This is a genomic window from Marinobacter sp., from assembly GCF_052091845.1.
Lineage (GTDB): Bacteria > Pseudomonadota > Gammaproteobacteria > Pseudomonadales > Oleiphilaceae > Marinobacter.
Genome location: NZ_JBQDCO010000050.1, coordinates 1 through 22,569 on the forward strand (window position 1 = coordinate 1; position 22,569 = coordinate 22,569).

Sequence of the window (22,569 nt, forward strand, 5' to 3'; positions counted from 1 at the left end):
ACATAAATGGGTGCTAGGGGAACGTTTTGTTACCAACTTTATTATGATCCCACAATTCTTGTGGGATAAACCATGAGCTTTTCGAACTCGCTGACGCGCCTGATCAATATTCAATACCCCATTGTTCAGGCGCCTATGGCCGGTGTTTCCACACCGAGTCTGGCTGCAGCAGCTTCTAATGCCGGAGCATTGGGGACGATCGGGCCAAACCCGATCGAAAACGGAAAGATACTTTAATGTCAATGAGTTCTGTCACCGTTTCGCGGTGCCCGATCCGGCACCCGAAACTAGTGGGTTACGCTATGTAAAACCTTATTTTGACGAATTTTCGGCCACGCAGCCCGCTGAACCTGATGCCTCCTGCCGATGCTTTATCGAAAGCCCCGCGGCCCTTCGCCCCTGTTTTGCCTGGTTACCCGATAACCTATAGTGTTGGCAAGGTTCTGGCCGGCGCAGCCGTAGCCACAAACTCCTCGGAATTTTCCGCGCAATGGTCGGGGCAGGGCGCGCCTTTGGTGCGGGAGATGCCGGCTGGCGAGCTGGGCCTTTTTATTTGTTCTTCAACAAAGGCTCTCAGGCATGAATATCAGGTCGTTAGAAACGTTTTTCTGGATATCGAGACTTGGAAGCTTTCGGGCTGCGGCGAAAAAACTCTATGCTTCGCAACCCACCATTTCTGCGCGAATTTCGGGTCTGGAAGACGAGCTGGGAATTGAGTTGTTTGATCGTTCCGGCCGCAGTGCAGTGCTCACTGCCAAGGGCCGGCAGGTGCTCTCCTACGCCGAACAGATTCTTCAGTTACACGCCGAGTTACTAGACATGGTTGCCAGCCCGGAGGTTATTCAGGGAACCATTCGCCTGGGAGTTGCGGAAACCATTGCGTATACCTGGCTACCTGAGCTGATCGAACGGATCAATGAAACTTATCCGGCTATCAATCTGGAACTCGATATTGATATCTCGATTAATTTGTCAGAAAAGCTGGTAAAGCGGCGAATTGACGTTGCGTTTCTCATTGGCGAAGTGCGGCAGGAAGGTTTTTTTAACGCCCCTTTCTACAGCTATTCGTTAACCTGGGTTGCAAGCCCGAAGCTTGCCCTGCCATCGGAACACCTGTCCCTTCCCGAGCTGGCGAAACTTCCGATTATTACCTATCCACGTATGAGCGAACCCCACGCAAACATCCGCACGCTCATCAATAAGACTGGCAATGCCACCCAGATACATTCGAGTTCGTCGCTGTCGACCATTATTCGCATGGTGCTTGATGGTATCGGTGTGAGTGCCCTGCCAAAAGAAATTGTGAATCAGGAACTGGCTACAGGACAACTGCGAGAGTTTGAGGTTGAAGCTACCGTACCTGACCTGGTTTTCAATATGGCCTATTGCGCGGCTCCCGGCGCCAATGTGGTGCGTGCTGTCGCTGAGCTTTGCTTAAAGGTAGTAAGTTCGGACGCCGCTGAAATGTGAATACGTCATATGATCAGTTTTTTCGATCAAAGGTGATTTTTAAATTCGATTTGAACCAATCAGTGATTCTGGGCTAACTTTAATGGAAAGCATATCGAGGCAGAATCATGGTTTCGTCGACGTTTTCCCGTTCTTTTTCTACTCCCGCGGAGGCCCGGCAGGCTGCGCGTGACGGTTTGTTGACAGGATCTACGGCCGGGTTGGCCAGTGGTTATGTACAGGTCAACCTGGTGATACTTCCAGAAGAACAGGCCAACGGTTTCTTACGGTTCTGCCAAGCTAATCCCAAACCCTGCCCCGTCCTGGCGGTAAGTGAGCCTGGCGATAGACAGTGCGCTTTGCTGGGTAAGGATCTGGATATTGCCCGGGATGTACCGTCCTATCGTGTCTACCGCAACGGCCAACTGGCTGATACGCGGAATGAGGTGTCGGATGTGTGGCGGGACGATCTGGTGACTTTCGCTCTGGGTTGTTCGTTCAGTTTTGAGCATGCGCTGATCCAGAATGGTGTGCCGGTGCGCCATATTGATGAAGGGCGAAACGTATCCATGTACAAAACCTCCCTTGCGCTGCAACCAGCGGGCGGGTTCAGTGGTCATATGGTTGTGTCCATGCGCCCCTTTCTGGCTGAGGCCGCTATTCGGGCCGTTCAGATAACCACGCGCTTCCCCCAGACCCATGGAGCCCCTGTTCACTTGGGCGACCCTGCATTGATTGGTATTGAAGATCTCGATTTTCCGGATTACGGCGATTCAGTTTCTGTGGGTCGGGATGAAATCCCTGTCTTCTGGGCCTGTGGCGTTACTCCGCAGCAGGTTCTCATGGATTCCGGAATCGAATTTGCAATCACACACACACCGGGTCACATGCTGGTCACCGACATACCTGAAAGCCAGGTAGCTTTGTTGTAACCCTAAAACAATGAGAAGAGGAAGATGGCAATGACAACACGAACGTATCTCGCATCCGCCGCAGCGGCGGCCCTGTTAGTAGCTGGCGCACCTGCGTCGGCCCAGGAGCTGGACAAAACCAGCATTTCTTATGTGGGAAGCTGGAGCAGCCTCTCCCTGTACAAAAATTTTGAAAAGCCCTTCTGGCAGGATCATGTACCAGAGGCTTCTGACGGGAAAATCTCGACGGATGTAACCACGTTTGACCAGATGGGCCTGGGCGGCGGTGAAGTGTACCGTTTGATGGCGCGCAATGTTATTGAAGTGGGCTCTACCGTGGCAGATTATGCCGTGTCGGACGCGCCCGAACTGGAAGGGCTGGATATGCCGATGATGGCGCCCGATGTGGAGACAGCCCGCAAAGTGGCAGAGGCTTACAGGCCTGTATTGGCAGATGCGTTTGTTAAGCGTTATAACGGAGCAAAGCTACTTGCCATTGTGCCCTATCCCTCCCAAGTTGTTTTCTGCAACACAGAAATTGACGGCTTGCAGGATCTAGAAGGTAAAAAGGTACGCGCCAGTGGACGAACAACCGCTGAATTTTTGCAGGCCATTGGCGCGGAGGGGATCACTCTGAACTACAGTGAAGTGCCTGGGGCCTTGCAGCGTGGTGTTGTTGACTGTGCGGTAACAGGGTCTTTGTCGGGCTACAGTTCTGGTTGGCACGAAGTGTCGACACATCTATATCCGCTACCCATGGGTGGATGGGACCAGGTCCTGACAGCAATGAATGGCAAGAAGTGGGATTCACTGTCGGGCGAGACCCAGCAGTGGTTGCAGAATGAAATCAAAACCAGCTACGAGGATCCCGTCTGGGAAGCGGCTGTAGAGGAAACCCGCGAGGGCATCGCCTGCCTGACAGGTGAAGGCGAGTGTAAACGAGGCAAGGCAGGCGACATGGTGCTGGTGGAAGCCACCGATGAAGACTTTGAACAGGTCTCCCGGCATCTTGAGGAAACTCTCTTGCCTAACTGGGCTGATCGCGTTGAACAGAAATGGGTGGATCGTTGGAATGAGACGATCGGTGAGGTAACGGGTCTTACCGCAACCAAATAACATATTGGTTGGTTAAAGCAGCCCGGGCTGGTGCTCTGCCCCGGGCTTACCATGGAGAAACCCATGTTTCAAAAGTTCAATCGTATTCTCGACAAAGTACTTGTCGGTGTGGATGTCGGCTCTTTGTGGATGGCACGTGCGGGTGGTCTGCTGATCCTGCTTACAGTGTGTCTGGTCACCGCCGAGATATTCTCCCGGCAGGTTTTTGGTCGCTCGGGTTTTCATGCCACCGAACTCACCGGCTATGTTATGGCCATCAGCTCAAGCTGGGCTTTTGCGTATACGCTAATGCGCAAGGCGCACATCCGCATTGATGCTCTTTATCTGAAGATGCCTCTTACCGTGCGAGGTGTCTTGGATCTGATTGCCATACTGTCTCTGGCGCTGTTCTGTGTACTGGTTGTTGGCGCTGCGTTTGAAGTCACGAAGCTCTCCTACACCGGTGGCGCCACTGCTAATACGCCCCTTGGTACGCCAGTTTGGATACCCCAGTTGCTTTGGCTCATAGGTCTGACCTGGTTCAGCATCGCCGTGCTCGTGGTTTCGCTTCGCGTTTTGTTCGGTCTGCTGAGTGGCAACATTCAAGATGTTCAAAGAGTCGCCGGCAGTCCAACCCTGGACGATCAGGTGGCTGAAGAACGAAAGGAAACCGCCTGATGATTCTATTTGCGCTTGTGGTCCTGTTGGTACTGCTTGTACTCAGTGTGCCGGTGGCCGCCACATTGATTGTATTGGGGCTGTTTCTTGATGAGTTTTTTTCGCCCTTTCCGTTAATCAATGCGATTGGTGACGTTCTCTGGTCCGCGTCCGACAGCTTTCTGCTAATTGCCATTCCGCTGTTTATCCTGCTGGGAGAGATACTGGTTCGAACGGGCGTTGCCAAAAGCACCTATCGTGCCCTGGAGAGCTGGCTTTCCTGGCTGCCTGGCGGGTTGCTCCATGCCAACATTGCCACGGCAACTCTGTTTTCAGCCACCTCGGGCTCCAGTGTGGCAACTGCCGCAACCATAGGCACCGTTGCCATCCCCCAGGGCAATGCAATGAAATACGATCCAAAGTTGTTCACCGGCTCTATTGCCGCCGGTGGCACGTTGGGCATTATGATCCCGCCGTCTATCAACCTGATTGTCTATGGCTTTCTCACCGAGACCTCCATTCCCAAACTGTTTGCCGCGGGCCTGGTCCCGGGCCTCTTGTTGGCATTACTGTTTGTGGTGGGCACAGCACTGATCTGTATCTGGCGCCCCTCCATGGGTGGGCCGAGCACCCAGCATACTTGGCGAGAACGTTTTACCGGCCTTACCAGTCTGATACCTGTGCTGATGCTGTTTGCTGTAGTTGTGGGCTCAATTTATGCTGGTCTTGCGACCCCGACCGAAGCTGCTTCACTGGGGGTCATTGGTGCCCTGTTGATTGCGTTGTTTCTACGTAAACTCAGCGTGCGTGTGGTGGTCGATGCTCTGGAAGGCACCATGCGGACAACTGGCATGATTGTGTTGATTATCACTGCCTCCTATTTTCTTAACTTTGTACTGGCCTCAGCGGGTGTCACAAACGAATTGACGGCGTTTCTGGAAGCGGCCGGGTTGGGCCCCTATACAACGCTTCTGATGATTATTGCCATGTATCTTATTCTGGGCTTTTTTATTGAGACATTGTCCCTGATGGTGATCACTATCCCAATCGTGGCTCCCATTGTAGTGGCGCTTGGTTTTGACCCGGTCTGGTTCGGCATCCTGCTGATTCTTCTAATTGAAATGGCACTGATAACACCGCCTGTGGGGCTGAACCTTTACGTGGTGCAAAGTGTGCGCCAAAGCGGCTCGTTTAACGATGTGATGAAGGGCGCCATGCCCTACGTCGGGTTAATGTTGCTCATGGCCGCCTTGCTGATTGTTTTCCCGGCCCTGGCTTTGTATTTACCAGGGATACTCAATTGATTATTCATCCATGAACAGCAACAACAGGATTTTTTCATGACAAGCTTTTATCTGGCGGACACCAACGACGCCCTTGAGATTGATGTCAGGGAACTCATTATTGCAGGTTGGGCGGGCCGAGAGCAGGCGGGGATTGACGAGCATATTGAGGAACTCAAGGCCATAGGCGTTACGCCACCCTCAAGTACCCCGCTTTTTTACCGTGTATCAGCGGATCAACTGACTACCGCGGAGACGATCCAGGTACTGGGGGGCCAAACCAGCGGTGAGGTGGAGGTTGTGCTGATTGGCACAGAGCAAGGCACATACGTCGGCATTGGCTCTGATCACACTGACCGTGAAGCAGAGGCGTGGTCGGTTGCGCACTCCAAACAGGTCTGTGCCAAGCCTGTTGGCCCGCAGCTCTGGAAGCTCGAAAGCGTGATTGAACACTGGGATGCCCTGAAAATGGCCTCCTATGCCACCTTTGGTGGTCAGGAAGTGCTGTACCAGGAGGGCGGTGTAACCGGCTTGCTACACCCGCGGGACTTGCTGCAACGGTTCGGCTTCAACGAGCCCCGGCTTGAACCAGGGCAGGCCATGCTTTGTGGAACTTTGCCGGTAGCGGGTGGCGTGCGCCCCTCCGATGCCTTCCGACTAGTGCTTGAAGACCCGGAGACGGGGCGAACACTTGAACACAGCTACAGCACAGAGACTCTGTCGGTGGTGAAATGAAAAAAACAGCGGATCTGGTCCCGCTGGATCAGTCAGGGGCCGGGCTCTCGTCGCTGCGACAGGGCATAGATCATGGCGGCTTGCGTGCCAGCGAACTGCTGGAAGCCTGTTTCGACAACATTGCACGTTTCGATGACCCCGCCAATCAGGTTTACACCTCGGTATTTCACCGCACCGCCAGGGCTGAGGCGGAGGCGATCGATTTACTGCACAAAGGCGGAGTGCCTTTAGGCGACCTTGCGGGGTTGCCTATTGCTCTGAAGGTTCTGTTTGATGTTAAAGGTGAAGTGACGCACTCGGGCTCCAAATGGTGGACCGAAAGGGCGCACGAGGATGCCTTGATCGTTTCCCGACTGCGCCGGGCGGGAGCTGTGATAACAGGGCACACCAACATGACGGAGTTCGCCTATTCCGGTGTGGGACTCAACCCTCATTATGGCACACCGGCAAACCCGCTGGCGCCGGGACGCCTGTCCGGCGGTTCTTCCTCTGGCGCCGCCTCCGCAGTAGCCTCCGGCATGGCAGCGGCAGCAATCGGCACGGATACCGGAGGCTCTGTGCGTATCCCGGCCGCTTTCTGTGGGTTGGTGGGGTTCAAGCCTACGCAACAGCGCATACCCCGCGAGGGTCTGTTTGCACTCTCTGACAGTCTTGACAGCATAGGCCCCATTGCCCGCAGTGTGGATTGTTGTGACCGGATTGATGCGGTCCTTTCGGGCGAGCACAGGCTGCTCCATAGACCCGCCGACCTGCGCGGCCGCCGTTTTGCCGTGCCTCGCAATTACATGATGGATGAGGTATCGCCAGAGATTGCCGATGCGTTCGATCGCAGCCTGCGCAGGTTGCAAGAGGCGGGTGCGCAGGTAGCCGAGGTATCTGTCCCGGTGCTGGACACTCTGCCTGAACTGATGGAAGGAGGTGGATTCACGGCTGCTGAAAGCTACCATATGCATCGCGAGTGGCTGCAGCAGCACGGCGATGACTATGATCCCCGCGTGCGCGTGCGCATAGAGCGGGGTGCCAGTTTGCGTGCCGCCGATTATCTTGAATTGTTGCGTTGCCGCGCGGTGCGTAAGAAACAGGCGGACGAGTGGCTTGCCGACTTTGATGGCCTTCTTGCGCCTACGGTTCCGATTGTTCCTCCCAAACTGCACGAGCTTGATGCTGACGATGATTATGCTCGCCTCAACCTGCTGATCCTGCGTAACCCGACGGTCGCTAACCTGCTCGATCTGTGTGCCATTACGCTGCCCAATCACAGCCCCGGTGAACTACCTAGCGGGCTGACGCTCATGGGCCGCGTTGGCGCGGACAGTGCCGTGCTTGGCACAGCCCGGGCCATGGAACAGGTACTGAACCGCTGATGTTGGGTGTTATTGCCTTCAAACTGATTGCGACCGCCTCGGTCGTTATCGGGGTCTCGGTTGCGGTGAGCAAGTTGGGACCGAGACTTGGGGGTATCATTGCCGGAACGCCGATCATTCTGGGGCCCGGTTATTTCTTTATGCTGCAGGAACGTTCTGTCGAGTTTATCCAGTCGGCCGCGTTGTCAACACTGCATGCGCTAGTGGCAACGCTGGTGTTCAGTATCTGTTTCGTGATAACAGCCGGTCGAATGCGCGCGCTCGCCAGCCTGGGGCTGGCAACTCTTTGCTGGATCCCCTCGACTCTGATTTTTTCCTTTACTCCGGGAGGAATATGGGGCGCAGTTTTCCTCTATTGCCTGGTGCTACTGGCCGCTGAGGTGATACGGCGAGTACTGAAGCTAGGGCAGCCAGTAGTGATTGTGCGTTCGGGCTGGTTTGATCTGCTGCTGCGTGGGCTTCTGGCCGGCGTGTTGGTAAGCGTGGCAACAACGGTAGCGGCCAGATCCGGCCCCCTGTTGTCAGGTGTGTTGGTGGGCTTTCCTGTTGGCCTGTTTACCATCGGATGGACTCTCCATGAGCGATATGGCTCACAGGTAGCCAGGGCTACCGTCATCATTGCACAAAAAGGCATGCTAAGCTTGGTCGCTTTTGCCGTTGTTGTGGCACTGACGGGAGGCAAATTTCCGCCCATGATCATCTTTATGGCAGCACTGGTTGCTTCGCTGGCGGTCAGTGCCGCGCTTTTTTTGAGCAGCCAGTGGTTGCATCGCCGTTCGCTTGATCGGGCAACCGAAGCGGAGGTACGTTAAGCTAGAGCATTTGCAGCCCGTTCTTCCATTTTGTTTAGGAGCCATAATGAGCCAGGACAGCGTCCGGACAAATGCGGTGCTTGAATCTGCCGGGCTGGACGGCTGGATTGTGCGTCTGTTCGACACCATTGAGGAACAGAATCTACGCTGGCTGGCCGCCCTTTCCTACCGTTGTGAGCAGGCATTCGGCGAGGCTCTGGTTGATTTGGTGCCGTCCTATACCACCCTTCTCATTGTTTTCGATCCTTTAGCGGTCTCGCCCTCACAGGCGCGGACGACCCTCTGTGAGATACTGATGGACCTGGAGCCGGAAGAACAAACCGGGCAGGGACAGATCCACGAATTGCCCACCTGGTATGACACCAGCGTCGGCCCCGAACTGGCGCGTGTGGCTAAGCTTTCCGGCGAAGCTGTGGATGACGTCATCCAGCTCCACAGCCAGCAGGTTTACCGCGTGTTTGCCCTGGGTTTCTCTCCGGGGTTTGCCTTTATGGGCCTGGTCGACCCCCGGCTGGAATGTGCCAGGCTGGATACGCCACGTCGGCGTGTGCCTCCCAACAGCGTTGCCTTGGCGGGGCGGCAGACGGCAGCCTACCCTGTTGAGACTCCCGGCGGCTGGAACCTCTTAGGACGCACCAGCGCCCGGTTATTCGACCGGGAGCGGGAAGGCTTCAGCCTCCTGCGAGTGGGAGACCAGGTGCGGTTTGTGCCCGTGAGTCGGGAAGAATTCGAACGCGACGGTGGAGACACAACGCCGGCGGAGCCTATGGCATGACACAAACAGATGGCACAACACCCTGTATTCGGGTTCAGCGGGCAGGGCCATTGGCGCTGTTGCAGGATAGCGGGCGATTTGGCGTGCGCCATCTCGGGGTAACTCAGGGCGGCCCGGCGGACCTGTACTCCTGGGCCTGGGCCAACCACCTCGCCGGGAATGCCTGGGGCACCGCCAATCTGGAGGTGACCTTCGGTGGCTTGCAGTTGGTAGCTGGACGCGATCTGCGTATTGCCATTGCAGGCGCTGACCTGGGTGCAACGCTGGAGCAAAAACCTGTGCCTTTGTGGCAATCGGTAACCTGGAAAGAAGGGCAAACCCTGGCCTTCGACGCCCCAGTGAGTGGGCTTAGGGCCTATCTGGCCGTGGCCGGCGGGTTTGTGGCGGAGCCGGTGCTGGGGAGTGTGGCCAGTGTCTGCCGGGAAGAACTCGGCGGGTTCAGTGGCCTTGGCGACAAACTGGCCTCAGGCGACCAGCTGTTTGTCCACAATAAGTCTGATAGTCGTCACGAATTGCCTGAAGCACCGGAAGACGCCGTACCGGATTTCAGCCAGCCGGCGGTTCTGGGTTTTCTGCCGGGCGCCCAGATTGGACATTTCACCGGTCGCAGCCTGTTCGATGCCTTTAACACCTGGTGGCAGGTCGACGACCTGGCGGATCGCATGGGAGTGCGCCTTATCGGACCCAAACTGTATTGCAACATAAGCACCCTGGTTTCCGAAGGGATTAACCTGGGGGGTGTGCAGGTGCCACCGGATGGCCAACCCATTGCGCTGCTTAACGACCGCCAGACCATAGGTGGGTACCCCCGGCTGGGCTCGCTGACACCTTTGTCGGCCTCGCGGCTGGCTCAGTGTTTACCGAAAGAGGAAGTGAAGCTGCTCCCCAAGGGAAGCGACACAGCTCTCAGGCAGTATCGGACGTTCCGGGCATTTTTTCACGCTCGGCCGCGTTAACACAGGGCTGGTAGAGCGGGTACTGACAGTACTAAAGCTGGCAACTATCCTGTATCTTCGTCGCATTAACTGGCGTCAAAATATCAAGGAAGATACCCGCCTGTTGCCACATACTGTTTTCGCCCGCTAACTTAGAAGAATGCTGCAATGCCCACGACAATGTTTTCTGCTTTTACCAGCAACTTCCTTGGTAAAGCCCCGGTTTGGTACAAGCAGATTATTGTGCTGTTCCTGATCGCCAATCCCATTGTAATGCTTCTTCTGGGCCCGGTTACGGCGGGCTGGTTGTTGATCGCTGAGTTTATCTTCACCCTCGCTATGGCACTGAAATGTTATCCACTGTTGCCCGGCGGACTGCTGGCAATAGAGGCGCTGCTGATTGGCCTTACCACAGCCGATGCCGTGTACCTGGAGGTGTTGACTAACTTCCCGGTGATTCTGCTGCTGATGTTTATGGTGGCGGGCATTTACTTCATGCAGGATTTACTGTTGGTCGCCTTTACCCAGATCCTGGTGGGTGTACGGTCCAAATCGGCCCTCTCGCTCTTGTTTTGCAGTGTCGCAGCCGTGCTTTCTGCGTTTTTAGATGCGCTTACAGTTACCGCCGTTATTATCAGTGTTGCCGTGGGTTTCTACTCTGTGTATCACAAAGTAGCGTCTGGTAAGGGTATCCAGGTCAGCGATTATAATGCAGACAGTGATGATGAAGTGATCGCGCTGCACCGGGATGATCTGGAAAATTTCCGAGCGTTTCTGCGCAGCCTTTTGATGCACGGTGCCATTGGTACCGCGCTTGGAGGCGTTGCGACCATGGTTGGCGAGCCCCAGAACCTATTAATCGCTAAGGTTGTGGATTGGGATTTTATCGAGTTCTTTCTGCACATGGCACCGGTGAGTCTGCCAGTATTAGCGGCTGGTCTGGTAACCTGCTGGGTGCTGGAAAAAATGCGTTGGTTTGGTTACGGCGGCCGGCTTCCCCGGTCGGTTCGGAGGGTGTTGGAGGAGTTTGCCGAGAGCGAACGCGCCAAGCGCACCAAGGAAGATCTGGCGGCGTTGTGGATACAGGCACTTGCGGCCGTCATTCTGGTGTTTGGCCTGGCGCTGCACCTGGCTGAAGTGGGCCTGATAGGTTTGCTGGTTATCATCCTGATCACCTCGTTTACCGGCGTTACCAGTGAGCACAAAATAGGCAAAGCGTTTCAGGAATCTTTGCCATTTACTTCTCTGCTGGTGGTATTCTTTGCGGTGGTGGCGGTGATTCACGAACAGCATCTGTTCAAGCCGGTAATCGACTATGTACTATCGCTTCCGGAAGGTCAGCAGCCGGGCATGTTCTTTATCGCCAATGGCCTGCTGTCGATGATTAGCGACAATGTATTTGTTGCCACGGTTTATATCAGTGAAGTTAAACAAGCCCTGGATGCAGGCAGCATTAGCCAGGCGCATTTCCAGGATCTTGCGGTCGCTATCAACACGGGTACCAACCTGCCAAGCGTGGCAACGCCCAATGGCCAGGCTGCCTTCCTGTTCCTGCTTACCTCAGCCATTGCGCCGCTAGTACGGCTTTCCTATGGCCGTATGGTTGTCATGGCGTTCCCCTATACGTTGGTGATGGGCGGGGTGGGCCTATATATGGTGGTTAATCATATATAGTGGTCTTCGCTGTTTTTACCGAGGGCTAAGGTCGTTTTTCACCCGGGTCTGTTAACCTGTATTACAATGGTTAAAATGTACCTAGACGCCCAACATGTCGATATTATGTATAAACTCCGCAACCCCACATCACTTCCCAGTCTGTTCCCGGTTTTTGCAGCCAGGCTGGCGGCTATGGTCTTAATGCTGACCCTGGCTATGTTAACAGGCTCTGCATTAGCTCAGACGAGCGGTAACACAGTACGTATTGGTTATACCGATTTCCCTCCCATGGAATACCAGAACGAACAGGGCGAGCCCGCCGGCCACTTCATTGAGCTTACCCGAAACGTTGTTCAGGAAGCGGGCTATGAGGCCGAGTTTATCTACCTGCCAGTGAGCCGGATTTATTTGTATCTGAAAAATGGAACGATAGATCTGTGGCCCGGCGTTTCCGGGATAACCGATCTTGAAGGAGAAGTTCTCGAAAGCTGGATGAACGTTTACCCGGTGCATCTAAGCGCCTGGTATCTCGAGTCTTCGGGCCCGCTCGTACACCTGGATCAGCTTCAGGGGAAAATCGCTATTGTGATTTCAGGCTATACTTATGGTGGCCTGCTGTCCTGGCTAAAGCAATCAAGCCAGGTAAGGCTCACCCAAGCCCCTAATAATCGTGCAGCGCTCGAGATGCTCAAACTGAAGCGTGGCGACTATGTTCTGGATTATCGAGAGCCGGTCGAGATGATTCTAAACGAGACAGCGGACGGCACAATTCGGGGAGTAAACATACGATCGCGCTATTCGGCTTGGCTTTACTCCCTGGCAAGCCCCAGGGCAGCGGTGCTTAGAGATGCGTTCGACGACGCCTATTTGAGCCTTCTCCGCAGAGGCGAGGTACCGTCGGTTCAGGATTTCAATTCTGGCCAGACTATCCCCGGGTTTCCCGAGGAGCTTCGCTAGAAAGACTTTCTAGTCTGCGCTTTCGGGGGCGAGAGTTATATCACCGTACCAGGCGCTTGCCTGCTCACCCGTATTGTCGGAATCCGACATGATGGCAATACCCCGGATTGGTGGAGGGACCTCCCCAAACGCCTCACGGTAGTCTGCAACAATATCCCGCTTGATTTCTACCCATTTGCCCGTGCTCTCATTGCCGGAATTGACGGCAATCATCACGGTTTCATCGGCGTATGGGTTGGTTATAAACTCGCCTTTCGGCAGGGTGTTTGCCCAGATGTAGTTCAGGGCGTTGCCGGGCAACTCTTCTCCAAACAGAACCTCCACGGTTTTGCGCTTTGCCCGCTCAAAAAAACCTGCTTTCTCCGGCTGAAACTCAAAGGCGACGTATATTCGGGCAGGGTAGTCGTCGCCGGATTTCTCCCGGGCATCGCCGGCCTTGAATACATTGGATACTTTCCAGCGCCAGCTCAGAATCGGTGAATTATCCGGGTTTACATTGAGCCGGGCAATCAGGCCCGACGCACTGCCAGAGGTATGCGCTTTAACCACTTGGGTGCCATCCTCACGAATTAACTCGTATTGGGAGTGCTGCTCAATTTTGGGAAATTCCAGCGGTTCCCAGCCATCCGTTAGCGACGACATTTTCGAGAATGCGGGTAGCAGCGAGTCCTGTGCAAGCAGGGGTGAAGAGATAAAACTGAGAGCTGCAAGCAGCAGCCAAATACCGGGGCGAGTGGTGATGTGCATGAAATTGTCCCACTTTGCAGAGTGTTTGAGGGGAGACCAGCAAATAAAAAAGGTGCCTTGTCTCTCGAAATCTTCCCGTATATAGTGCTCCAATCCTTGGTTGAATACCAAATATGGTATTCGGGAATCCGGTGAGACTCCGGAACTGACGCGCAGCGGTATTGGGGAACGAGTGTGGCACACAGACACTGGCGCAAGCCGGGAAGTCGCCACGCAAGGCAGAACCACCAAGTAAAAGGTTCATGCCCCTGAGTCCGAAGACACTGCCAGGGAGAACTGTACCTTCGCGACTCAGGCGCCTGCATCTGGCCCTATAAGGTGAGCAGCAACAAATACAGCACGGTTACAGCCATGGTTGGCTGATGTGCTGGTTTGTCCTGTGTACGCGAAGACTATGGAATTTACGCGTATTCAGGAGAACATGGTATGTCTGCCACCACTTTGGCCGAGTCCCGGCCTTCGTCACATTCTTCACCTCCATCCAGCACCGACGCCCTGCAGGTGATCAAGCGCAACGGCAACCTGGTCAGTTTTACCCCGTCCAAAATAAGTGTCGCCGTCACCAAAGCTTTTTTGGCCGTTGAAGGCGATCAGGCGGCAGGGTCAGCCCACATTAACGATGCGGTTCACCGGGTAACCGAGCAGGTGGTACAGGCCATCAGCCGGCGTTTGAAAGCCGGTGGCCGGGTGCATATTGAAGACATACAGGACCAGGTAGAACTGGCCCTGATGCGGGCGGAAGAGCAGAAAGTGGCCCGCGCCTACGTACTGTACCGGGAAGAACACGCCCGCGAGCGGGCCCTGCATGAGCCGGTTGAGGCCCATCCCCACCTCACCGTAAAGCAGGCCAGTGGCCGCACCGTGCCCCTGGACCTGGGCCTGATGAAACAGCAGGTAGAGCAGGCTGCGGCCGTGCTGGAAGGCATAGATGGCGAGTCCCTGGTGGAGGAATCCATCCGCAACCTGTACAACGGCATTGCCGAATCCGAGGTGCTGAGCGCGCTGATCATGACCGCCCGAGGCCGCATTGAACGGGAGCCGGACTACAGCGCGGTGACCGCCCGCCTGCTGCTGGAACAGTTACGACTTGAGAGCGTGGCCGCGCTGAACCTGGATTCGAGCCTCAGCCTGGCCGACGTCTACCCCCAGGCCCTGAGCAGCTTTATCAGCGCCGGCATTCGCTATGAACTGCTCGATGAAGCCATGGCCGCCTACGACCTGGAACGCCTGGGCGCCGCCTTGAAGCCCGAGCGGGATCAGCAGTTCGGCTTCCTCGGCCTGCAAACCCTGTACGACCGCTACTTCCTGCACTGGAAAGAAGCCCGCCTGGAACTGCCCCAGGTATTTTTCATGCGCGTCGCCATGGGCCTGGCGCTGCGTGAAGACGACCCCAACGCCCGCGCCATCGAGTTCTACAACCTGCTGTCGTCATTCGACTACATGGCCTCCACGCCCACCCTGTTCAACAGCGGCACCCGCCATTCCCAGCTGTCCTCCTGCTACCTCACGACGGTAGGCGATGACCTGGAAAACATCTACGGCTCCATTCGCGATAACGCCATGCTGTCCAAATGGGCCGGCGGCCTGGGCAACGACTGGACACCGGTGCGTGCCCTGGGCTCCCGCATCAAAGGCACCAACGGCCAGAGCCAGGGTGTGGTGCCCTTCCTGAAAGTGGTGAACGACACCGCCGTGGCGGTGAACCAGGGCGGCAAGCGCAAGGGCGCCGTGTGTGCCTACCTGGAAAGCTGGCACCTGGACATTGAAGAGTTTCTGGAGCTGCGCAAAAACACCGGCGACGAACGCCGCCGCACCCACGACATGAACACCGCCAACTGGGTGCCGGACCTGCTGATTGAACGCATGCGCCAGGACCGCGACTGGACCCTGTTCAGCCCCAGCGACGTGCCCGACCTGCACGATCTCTACGGCAACGCCTTCCGCGAACGCTACGAACACTACGAAGCCCTAACGGCAGCAGGCAAGATAACCCTGTTCAAAACCCTTCCGGCGAAACAGCTCTGGCGCAAAATGCTCACCGTACTGTTTGAAACCGGCCACCCCTGGATCACCTTCAAAGACCCCTGCAACCTGCGCTCGCCGCAGCAGCACAAGGGCGTGGTGCATAGCTCCAATTTATGCACCGAAATCACCCTGAACACCAGCGCCGATGAAATCGCCGTGTGCAACCTGGGCTCGGTAAACCTGGCCGCCCACATCGCCAAGGGCGAACTGGATGTGCAGCGTTTGGAGCGCACCGTCAACACCGCCGTGCGCATGCTGGATAACGTTATCGACATCAACTTCTACGCCGTACCCCAGGCCCGAAGCTCCAACCTCAAGCACCGCCCGGTGGGCCTGGGCCTGATGGGCTTTCAGGACGCGCTCTACGCCCTGGGCCTTTCGTACACCAGCCCCCAGGCGGTGGAGTTTGCCGATGTGGCCATGGAACAACTGAGCTACTTCGCCATCCGCGCCTCCGCCCGGCTGGCGGCCGAGCGGGGCGCGTATGAAAGCTACGAAGGCTCTTTATGGAGCCAGGGCATACTGCCCATCGACTCCCTCGACCTACTGAAAAGCGCCCGCCTGGAAGGCGACCTTAACGTAAACACCGACAGCCGCCTGGACTGGGCACCGGTGCGCGAACTGATCAACAAACACGGCATGCGCAACAGTAACGTGATGGCCATTGCGCCCACTGCCACCATTTCCAACATCGTGGGCGTGTCGCAATCCATCGAACCGGCCTACCAAAACCTGTTCGTGAAATCGAACCTCTCCGGCGAATTCACCGTGGTCAACCCCTCACTGGTGCGCGACCTCAAGGCGGTCGGCCTGTGGGACAACGTGATGGTGAACGATTTGAAATACTACGACGGCAGCGTGCAGCAAATTGAGCGCATACCCACGGAACTGAAATCCCGCTACGCCACCGCCTTCGAAATCGACGCCCGCTGGCTGGTGGAAGCCGCCGCCCGCCGCCAGAAATGGCTCGACCAGGCGCAAAGCCTGAACCTCTACATGGCCGAACCCAGCGGCAAAAAACTCGACGAGCTATACCAACTGGCCTGGGAACGCGGCCTGAAAACCACCTACTACCTGCGCTCACTGGGTGCCACCGGCGTGAACCAGCAAGCGGCCCCGGTCGCCGCACAGCAACCCCAGGTATGCAGTATCGACGAGCCGGACTGTGAGGCTTGCCAGTAGAGCAATAACTGACAGGCCAGCACCAAATATCCCCTCTCCCCTTGTGGGAGAGGGCTAGGGAGAGGGGGTAAACGCTCCTCTCAATCCAGACTTGCCGAAGAAAATCCAATTAAGAGACACGAACCATGCTGAATTGGGACGACGAAACCAAACCACAAAGCCAGCCCGCGGCAGACAGCAGCCTGGCCCCGGTAAACGCAGACGACAAACGCGTTATCAACGGCGAAACCGACGTAAACCAACTGGCCCCCTTCAAATACCCCTGGGCCTGGGAATACTTCATGAACGCCAACAAAAATCACTGGACACCGCTAGACGTGAACATGTCCCAGGACGTTCACGACTACCACCACCGCCTGAACCCGGCGGAAAAACACGTCTTCGAAAACGTACTGGCCTACCTCACCACCTCCGACATCCTGGCCATGCGCAACATCGGCCTGGCGGTGATGGAAAAAATGACCGCCCCGGAACTGCAAATCTACCAGGCGCGCCAGGTATACGAAGAAGCCATGCACACCTGGGCCTACCAGCACTGCATAGAAACCCTCAACCTGGACCAGAGCGAAATCTACAACCGCTACCGCGTAGTGCCGCAGATCAACGCCAAAATCCAGATGGCCAACCGCCGCCTCGACGCCGCGATGCGCCCCGACATCAACCTGCGCAACAAAGACGATCTGCACGAATTCATCATGTCGTACCTGTTTTTTGCCGCCGTATTCGAAGGCTGCTGGTTCTACAACGGCTTCAGCCCCATCTTTGCCCTGCAGCGCCGCGGCCTGATGCGCGGCACCGGCGAACAGCTGCAGTACATACTGCGCGACGAAGCCATGCACTTCTCCTTCGGCCTGAAAGTGGTCAACCAGATCCTGGAAGAAGAAGACATCAGCCTCGACCCGAAAGCCGTGGCCGACATGTGGGCAGAATCCGAAGCGGTGGAGAAAGACTACGCCAACTACATCCTGCGGGACCCGATTCTGGGGTACTCAGCGGACTACCACACCGAACAGTTCCGCTACGTAGCCAACCGCCGCGCCCGCACCGTGGGCCTGGAAGACCCGTTTCCCGGGGCCAAGAACGTCTCACCCTGGCTGGAGGAACAGGCCACCATGCGCAAGGAGAAGAACTTCTTTGAGACACGGGTGATTGAGTACCAGACCGGGGCGCAGTTGGAGTGGTGAGGCTGCACCGCCATCCGGGAGACTCAGAAACCCTCGTCCACCGGACTGCGAACACCAAAACCACCTTTGCGAACAACATGGGTGTAGATTTCTGTGGTGCGTATGTCTGAGTGGCCAAGGAGCTTCTGGATAGTGCGAATATCATAGCCGGCTTCGAGAAGGCGGGTGGCAAAACTATGGCGAAAGGTATGACTGCCGGCGAGTTTGCGGATACCGGCAGCCTGGATAGCGCGACGAAAGTGCTTTTGAACCGTTCGGTCCAGTAAATGATGCCGCCTGCTTATGCCCGAACGAGGATCCTTGGAAAGCACCTGTGCGGGAAAGATATACTGCCAGCCAGGCTCCTGACTGGCATTCGGATATTTGCGTGCCAGGCCCGCCGGAAGATACACAGAGCCAGACCCTTTCAGAAGGTCCGCCTGATGTTGGTGTAGAGCGGAATCGATCTGTTGTTTCAACGGCTCGACAAGTCGATCCGGTAGCAGCGTAATCCGATCTTTAGCGCCTTTGCCATTTCGCACAATCAATTGCTGCATTTCAAAATCAACATCTTTAACTCTCAGGCGCAGGGCCTCGTTGATACGCAGACCAGAACCGTAAAGGAGCATGGCAACAAGCCTGTAGTCGCCGCTCAGATTGCGAATAACGGATCTGGCTTCTTCCGCACTGAATACCGTTGGAAGTTTCACCGGCTTCCTGGAGTGTTTGAAATTCAGATCATCCAGAGGCTGGCCCAGAAACTCCCGATACAGAAATACCAAAGCGTTCAGAGCGACCCTCTGAGTTGAGGCACTTGCGTTTGCCTGCAAAACCAGATGCGACAGAAAAGCTTCGACCTCTGCAGAGCCCATAACTTCCGGGTGTTGAAGACCATGGAAGCGAATGAAGCGCTTGATCCAGAACAGATAGGTTTTTTCTGTTTTATACGCCATGCCTCTCAGACGTATAAAGCCCCGAACCTTGTCTAGAAAGCGGGTCGGTTGCGCTGGTATTGGGATGGGGATGTCCATACTTACTCATCCGTGAGCACTGTTTTTATATACAGTATACTGGTTTCGACGGAAGTCAAGAGGCTGATAATTAGCGGCGTTATACGAACGCCTTCGCAAAACTCCAGAACTCGTCAGCGAAAAGAAGCTAACTATCTGATAGGGTTTAGAAGTTGAAACAGGAAGGGCGGAATTATACGCCCATGGCTGGAGCGGAAGTGGCTCGAACCAGGGCGTATAACTCCTGCGGTAGCCGTGGAGTTGAGTGCTCAAGAGATTGTTTTGTTGAAGATAGTTTTGTTTTGGGGGTGTGCTTGAATGGGGCATTCGCGAATGCGTGATATACGACATATTTCGTATAATTAGCTGTTATATTTAAGGAGTGATATGAAAATTTTCAAGTTGGCCTCTTTGATTTTGGTCGCTTTTCTTCAAGCCTGTGCCAATCCGTCGATTGTGAACGTTCGGGATACTCTGGCTGCTGAAATCCCCAAAGACGCTGTGATATACGTAACAAGATTCGAGGGTAACCCAAATTTTGTTGAGGAGAGTACGGATTATTTTACTTCATTATTGGAGAGTGAAATTAATAACCGTATCGTGCAAGGAAGTGTCCTGAGGCAAGAATCTACGGACATTATTGCGGGTGGGAATCTTGCGCCTGTGGAAATTGCTCTGAAAACCGCTCGTGATAAAAACTATGACATCTTAGTGATGGGAAAAGTAACGAGCCACAAAACGATGGGAAGCCTCAACGGCTTTTCTACGATCAGAATTTACGATGTTAAAACCGGTGAACGCATTGCGAACTTTCACCGTCCCAGCGGGCTTTTGATGGCCTTTAGTGAACACCAATGTGTGATGGCAGCCGTCGACCGAACTGCCGATGATACGGTGGATATGCTCTCGCGCTAGCCAAATATAACAAGTCACGGAAGGCGGACGCGTGAGACGCGCCGCTTCGTTCAGCGTTAGATGGAAAATATGAGAGTCGAAATTGTCTAATTTTTTCTTCCCGTACATAGCATTTCTCTACGGTGCAGCGTATAGCATTCAACAGATCTTAGAGGGGGTTGGACTAGCGTCTTCAAACTTTTTGGAGCGGAATGAGAAGGGACTTATAGTTGGAAGTTACTGGTCTCCTGCAGAGGCAGTCACACCCATTCTGGGTCTCCTTCTGCTTTATTCGATAATTCTATTTTTGGCGCTTTTAGCCGCTGGGTTTGTGATCGCTCGGTGGCGTGGCGTTGCCCTTGTTTTTGCCCTACTAGCTGTTCCTGGGCTTTTGAACGTCGCTGGATTATGGCCTCAAATAAACTACCTTCCGGATTCGTTTTACATTGGAGGTGGTTCCCTTGGGAGTTCGCTGGGCTTTGTCCCTCTCTTAATCCTCAGCCTGCTAACGGGGTGGTGTACAACTGTAATTGTTTACGACTCTCTCAACCTAACTGATAGATTTCGCGGCTACTATGATCATTTATGGTACGCGACGGCACTTCTAGCTGGGGTATTTTTTGTGGCAGACTCTGTTGGGAGTCGTCACGCGTCAAATCTCGCCGAAGAAAACAGGATAAGCCGAGCAGCGAGTTTATATTTATTGAACCAAGTCCGAAGCTATGAACAGTTTTGTAAGACGCAAGGCCTAGCTGAAACGTCTTCTTGTATATGGGCTTCTGATGTACAACAAACATTGAATGAGTATGCAGCCTATGGGGTGGACACTTTCCACCAATTTGGTCCTGCTGAGAGCGCCGAAATCTACGCTGGCATCAGAAGGTCGGTGCCAGAAAAAGAAATCATCCAAATTCGTAAGGAGATCGAACGCTACAATCGCACGGTTTGCCCCGTAGAAGAGCTTGGAGACGGGGTTCGGCAACACGCCAGGCCATCAGGTGTTTGCCAAAGAACTCCCTCAGCATTCTGCAGAGCTTTCCCTGATGGTCCGGAAGGGCTGGTAGACAAATATATGATCGCACGATCCGTAGCACTCGCTAGCGAATGTATTATCCCGACTCTGGTTGCTTCTAAGGCTAAACAAGAAGATTTAACAGAGGCTATCGCGAGCAAACAGAAAGAACGATACCAGCGGTGGTGGCTGTTTATCGCACTAGCTGCGGTCGTTGGAGGCAAAGTAGCAAATTCGACGACAAAGGTTGCCAAACTGGACCAGCGTGATTCCGCTGACAGGCGGCGCTTAATTCGACCACTCTTTCGGGGATTGTCTCGCATAATCAAGAGATTAGTGGTAATTGGTAAAGCCATTAGTCAATGGTTCAAGCGCTGGCGATCACATAGAAAGTTGTGAAGGTAACTTTGCCGGAACGGCATTAAAATATGGCTGGGCGAGGACCATCATCTAACCAGTCATTCAAGTTCGTTCCCGGCCTGGCGGCCGTCCACCGGACGCCCTAGTCGGGCGCCGCTTAATATTGGCGTTAACTGTCACGGAAGGTCTCAGTGAAATTTGAAGTATCGAGCAATCTTAAAATCAGTCCCGAAGATGTTGCTGGGCTACTCACCATGAAGGGCGTAAATAGGGAATTGAGCCTTCTCATCCGTATGACGGCTCCCTCAGAATGGTCAAGCAAGCCGATCTTCGAATGGCCCTCCGGTAGGGTGCTCTTTTCGAGCTGGATACTCCTTTTCGGTATCCTTCCCATTGATCGGCACACGTTCTTTTTTCAATCCATTGATCGCCAACGGGGTTTTGTGGAGGTGTCCAGTACTTTAACCAATAAGCTGTGGCACCATCGGCGGGACATCAATCGGAACGGGGCATTATGCTGGGTCACCGATACCGTCGAGTTCCAGTGTAGGTTGCCAGTGTTGGCAGACGTTCTGGCACCTGTCTACCGACTCATCTTCAAGCACCGTCATCAGGTGCTAAGGTCATACTATGGTGGCAGCGCCAGTTAACCAGTCAATTAAGTTCGTTGCGGCCTGCGGCCTCCACCGGACGCCCCTGTCGGGCCGCCGCTTATTTCAGCGTTATGTGTGAGGAGAGCATGGATGCGATTTCAAGCCATTCCAATCATCCGAATCTTCGATGAGACCAGGGCCAAGGAGTTCTACCTGGACTTCCTCGGCATGTCGCTCGATTGGGAGCATCGCTTTGAGCCGGGATTCCCTATCTACATGCAAGTCTCTCGAGATGGGTTGGTTTTCCACCTCAGTGAACACTCTGGAGATTGTACCCCCGGTTCCAAAACGTTCGTGAATACTGATGAACTTGAAGCCCTGCACCGCGAAATTAGTTCACGAGGTTACAGGTATTCTCGGCCAGAGATTACGACTGCACCTTGGGGTGATAGGGTGTTCGAAGTGGTAGATCCGTTCTCAAACAGAATTTTGTTCAATGAACGTACAACCACATAACCAGTCATTCCAGTTCGTTACGGCCCTGATGGGCCTCCACCGGACGGCCTTTTCTCCGCTTCGCTACGCAAAGGCGGCCGCTGAATATTGGCGTTAAGCTCTATTGTTGCGTGATGCGCACCATGCTAACATTCCCTCATGATTAAATCTTTCCGTCACAAAGGACTGAAGCGGTTCTACTCGACCGGCAGCACGGTGGGCATACAGCCTGACCATGCCAAGAAACTGCGTATGCAGTTAGCTGCTCTGGATACGGCCACTTCGGTGGAGGACATGGATATCCCTGGCTTTCGGCTTCACCCATTGAAGGGAAAAGACAAGGGGCGGTGGTCGATTCGGGTTAACGGAAATTGGCGCATGACGTTCGAATTTCAGGACGGCAATGCCTACATTCTTGATTATGAGGATTATCACTAATGACTATGCATAATCCGCCGC

General features: G+C 54.8%; 21 protein-coding genes and 1 riboswitch. Of the genes, 19 read left to right on the forward strand and 2 right to left on the reverse strand.

What is annotated here, in order from left to right; translation table 11 throughout:
- The first annotated feature begins 72 nt into the window (after positions 1 to 72).
- The 13 genes from ACTHYN_RS13880 (at position 73) to ACTHYN_RS13940 (ending at position 12,629) form a co-directional block, all read left to right on the forward strand.
- Positions 73 to 237: a nitronate monooxygenase gene (locus tag ACTHYN_RS13880; protein ID WP_441813027.1), complete on the forward strand. Its 165-nt coding sequence runs from the start codon at positions 73 to 75 to the stop codon at positions 235 to 237.
- A gap of 342 nt (positions 238 to 579) precedes the next feature.
- Positions 580 to 1,470 carry a LysR family transcriptional regulator gene (locus ACTHYN_RS13885; protein WP_441813028.1) on the forward strand — a complete coding sequence of 297 codons (891 nt, stop codon included), beginning with the start codon at positions 580 to 582 and terminating at the stop codon, positions 1,468 to 1,470.
- A 107-nt stretch (positions 1,471 to 1,577) separates the two neighbouring features.
- A complete protein-coding gene (locus tag ACTHYN_RS13890) occupies positions 1,578 to 2,381 on the forward strand; it encodes a putative hydro-lyase (protein WP_441813029.1) in 804 nt (267 codons plus the stop codon).
- A gap of 30 nt (positions 2,382 to 2,411) precedes the next feature.
- Positions 2,412 to 3,476 carry a TRAP transporter substrate-binding protein gene (locus tag ACTHYN_RS13895; RefSeq protein WP_441813030.1) on the forward strand — a complete coding sequence of 355 codons (1,065 nt, stop codon included), beginning with the start codon at positions 2,412 to 2,414 and terminating at the stop codon, positions 3,474 to 3,476.
- 63 nt (positions 3,477 to 3,539) lie between these two features.
- On the forward strand, positions 3,540 to 4,133 hold the full coding sequence (locus ACTHYN_RS13900; RefSeq protein WP_441813031.1) for a TRAP transporter small permease subunit: 594 nt from the start codon (positions 3,540 to 3,542) through the stop codon (positions 4,131 to 4,133).
- Positions 4,133 to 5,416, forward strand: a complete 1,284-nt coding sequence (locus ACTHYN_RS13905; RefSeq protein ID WP_441813032.1) for a TRAP transporter large permease — start codon at positions 4,133 to 4,135, stop codon at positions 5,414 to 5,416. Before ACTHYN_RS13900 ends, ACTHYN_RS13905 begins: the two co-directional genes overlap by 1 nt.
- A 36-nt stretch (positions 5,417 to 5,452) precedes the next feature.
- A complete protein-coding gene (locus ACTHYN_RS13910; RefSeq protein ID WP_441813033.1) occupies positions 5,453 to 6,130 on the forward strand; it encodes a DUF2848 domain-containing protein in 678 nt (225 codons plus the stop codon).
- Entirely contained in the window at positions 6,127 to 7,494 is a 1,368-nt protein-coding gene (locus ACTHYN_RS13915) for an amidase (protein ID WP_441813034.1), read from the forward strand. Before ACTHYN_RS13910 ends, ACTHYN_RS13915 begins: the two co-directional genes overlap by 4 nt.
- Complete coding sequence (locus ACTHYN_RS13920; protein WP_441813035.1) at positions 7,494 to 8,306, forward strand: hypothetical protein; 813 nt, start codon at positions 7,494 to 7,496, stop codon at positions 8,304 to 8,306. The genes ACTHYN_RS13915 and ACTHYN_RS13920 overlap by 1 nt, the downstream gene beginning before the upstream one ends.
- A 46-nt stretch (positions 8,307 to 8,352) precedes the next feature.
- On the forward strand, positions 8,353 to 9,081 hold the full coding sequence (locus ACTHYN_RS13925; protein ID WP_441813036.1) for a 5-oxoprolinase subunit B family protein: 729 nt from the start codon (positions 8,353 to 8,355) through the stop codon (positions 9,079 to 9,081).
- Positions 9,078 to 10,037 carry a biotin-dependent carboxyltransferase family protein gene (locus ACTHYN_RS13930; protein ID WP_441813037.1) on the forward strand — a complete coding sequence of 320 codons (960 nt, stop codon included), beginning with the start codon at positions 9,078 to 9,080 and terminating at the stop codon, positions 10,035 to 10,037. Before ACTHYN_RS13925 ends, ACTHYN_RS13930 begins: the two co-directional genes overlap by 4 nt.
- Before the next feature lie 147 nt (positions 10,038 to 10,184).
- Positions 10,185 to 11,690, forward strand: coding sequence for a sodium/proton antiporter NhaB (gene nhaB, locus ACTHYN_RS13935; RefSeq protein WP_441813038.1), 1,506 nt, complete (start codon positions 10,185 to 10,187; stop codon positions 11,688 to 11,690).
- A gap of 105 nt (positions 11,691 to 11,795) precedes the next feature.
- The gene (locus tag ACTHYN_RS13940) at positions 11,796 to 12,629 is read left to right on the forward strand and encodes a substrate-binding periplasmic protein (protein WP_441813039.1); all 834 of its coding nucleotides are present in this window, start codon (positions 11,796 to 11,798) and stop codon (positions 12,627 to 12,629) included.
- Between the two features lie 9 nt (positions 12,630 to 12,638).
- Here ACTHYN_RS13940 and ACTHYN_RS13945 read toward each other — a convergent pair whose 3' ends face one another.
- Positions 12,639 to 13,376, reverse strand: a complete 738-nt coding sequence (locus ACTHYN_RS13945; protein WP_441813040.1) for a DUF3047 domain-containing protein — start codon at positions 13,374 to 13,376, stop codon at positions 12,639 to 12,641.
- 80 nt (positions 13,377 to 13,456) lie between these two features.
- Positions 13,457 to 13,661: riboswitch (cobalamin riboswitch) on the forward strand.
- 141 nt (positions 13,662 to 13,802) lie between these two features.
- Between ACTHYN_RS13945 and ACTHYN_RS13950 the strand changes: the two genes are divergently transcribed.
- A complete protein-coding gene (locus ACTHYN_RS13950) occupies positions 13,803 to 16,583 on the forward strand; it encodes a ribonucleoside-diphosphate reductase subunit alpha (RefSeq protein WP_441813041.1) in 2,781 nt (926 codons plus the stop codon).
- A gap of 125 nt (positions 16,584 to 16,708) precedes the next feature.
- Entirely contained in the window at positions 16,709 to 17,767 is a 1,059-nt protein-coding gene (locus ACTHYN_RS13955; RefSeq protein WP_441813042.1) for a ribonucleotide-diphosphate reductase subunit beta, read from the forward strand.
- 23 nt (positions 17,768 to 17,790) lie between these two features.
- Here ACTHYN_RS13955 and ACTHYN_RS13960 read toward each other — a convergent pair whose 3' ends face one another.
- Complete coding sequence (locus tag ACTHYN_RS13960) at positions 17,791 to 18,777, reverse strand: integron integrase (RefSeq protein WP_441813043.1); 987 nt, start codon at positions 18,775 to 18,777, stop codon at positions 17,791 to 17,793.
- Positions 18,778 to 19,143: 366 nt separating this feature from the next.
- On the opposite strand from ACTHYN_RS13960, the gene ACTHYN_RS13965 reads away from it, so the two are divergent.
- The 4 genes from ACTHYN_RS13965 to ACTHYN_RS13980 all read left to right on the forward strand — a co-directional run bounded on the left by ACTHYN_RS13965 (position 19,144) and on the right by ACTHYN_RS13980 (position 22,548).
- Positions 19,144 to 19,671 carry a hypothetical protein gene (locus ACTHYN_RS13965; RefSeq protein WP_441813044.1) on the forward strand — a complete coding sequence of 176 codons (528 nt, stop codon included), beginning with the start codon at positions 19,144 to 19,146 and terminating at the stop codon, positions 19,669 to 19,671.
- A gap of 82 nt (positions 19,672 to 19,753) precedes the next feature.
- Entirely contained in the window at positions 19,754 to 21,061 is a 1,308-nt protein-coding gene (locus ACTHYN_RS13970) for a hypothetical protein (protein WP_441813045.1), read from the forward strand.
- A 704-nt stretch (positions 21,062 to 21,765) separates the two neighbouring features.
- Positions 21,766 to 22,131: a glyoxalase superfamily protein gene (locus ACTHYN_RS13975; protein ID WP_193075674.1), complete on the forward strand. Its 366-nt coding sequence runs from the start codon at positions 21,766 to 21,768 to the stop codon at positions 22,129 to 22,131.
- Positions 22,132 to 22,269: 138 nt separating this feature from the next.
- Positions 22,270 to 22,548, forward strand: a complete 279-nt coding sequence (locus ACTHYN_RS13980; protein WP_441813046.1) for a type II toxin-antitoxin system RelE/ParE family toxin — start codon at positions 22,270 to 22,272, stop codon at positions 22,546 to 22,548.
- Positions 22,549 to 22,569 lie beyond the last annotated feature (21 nt).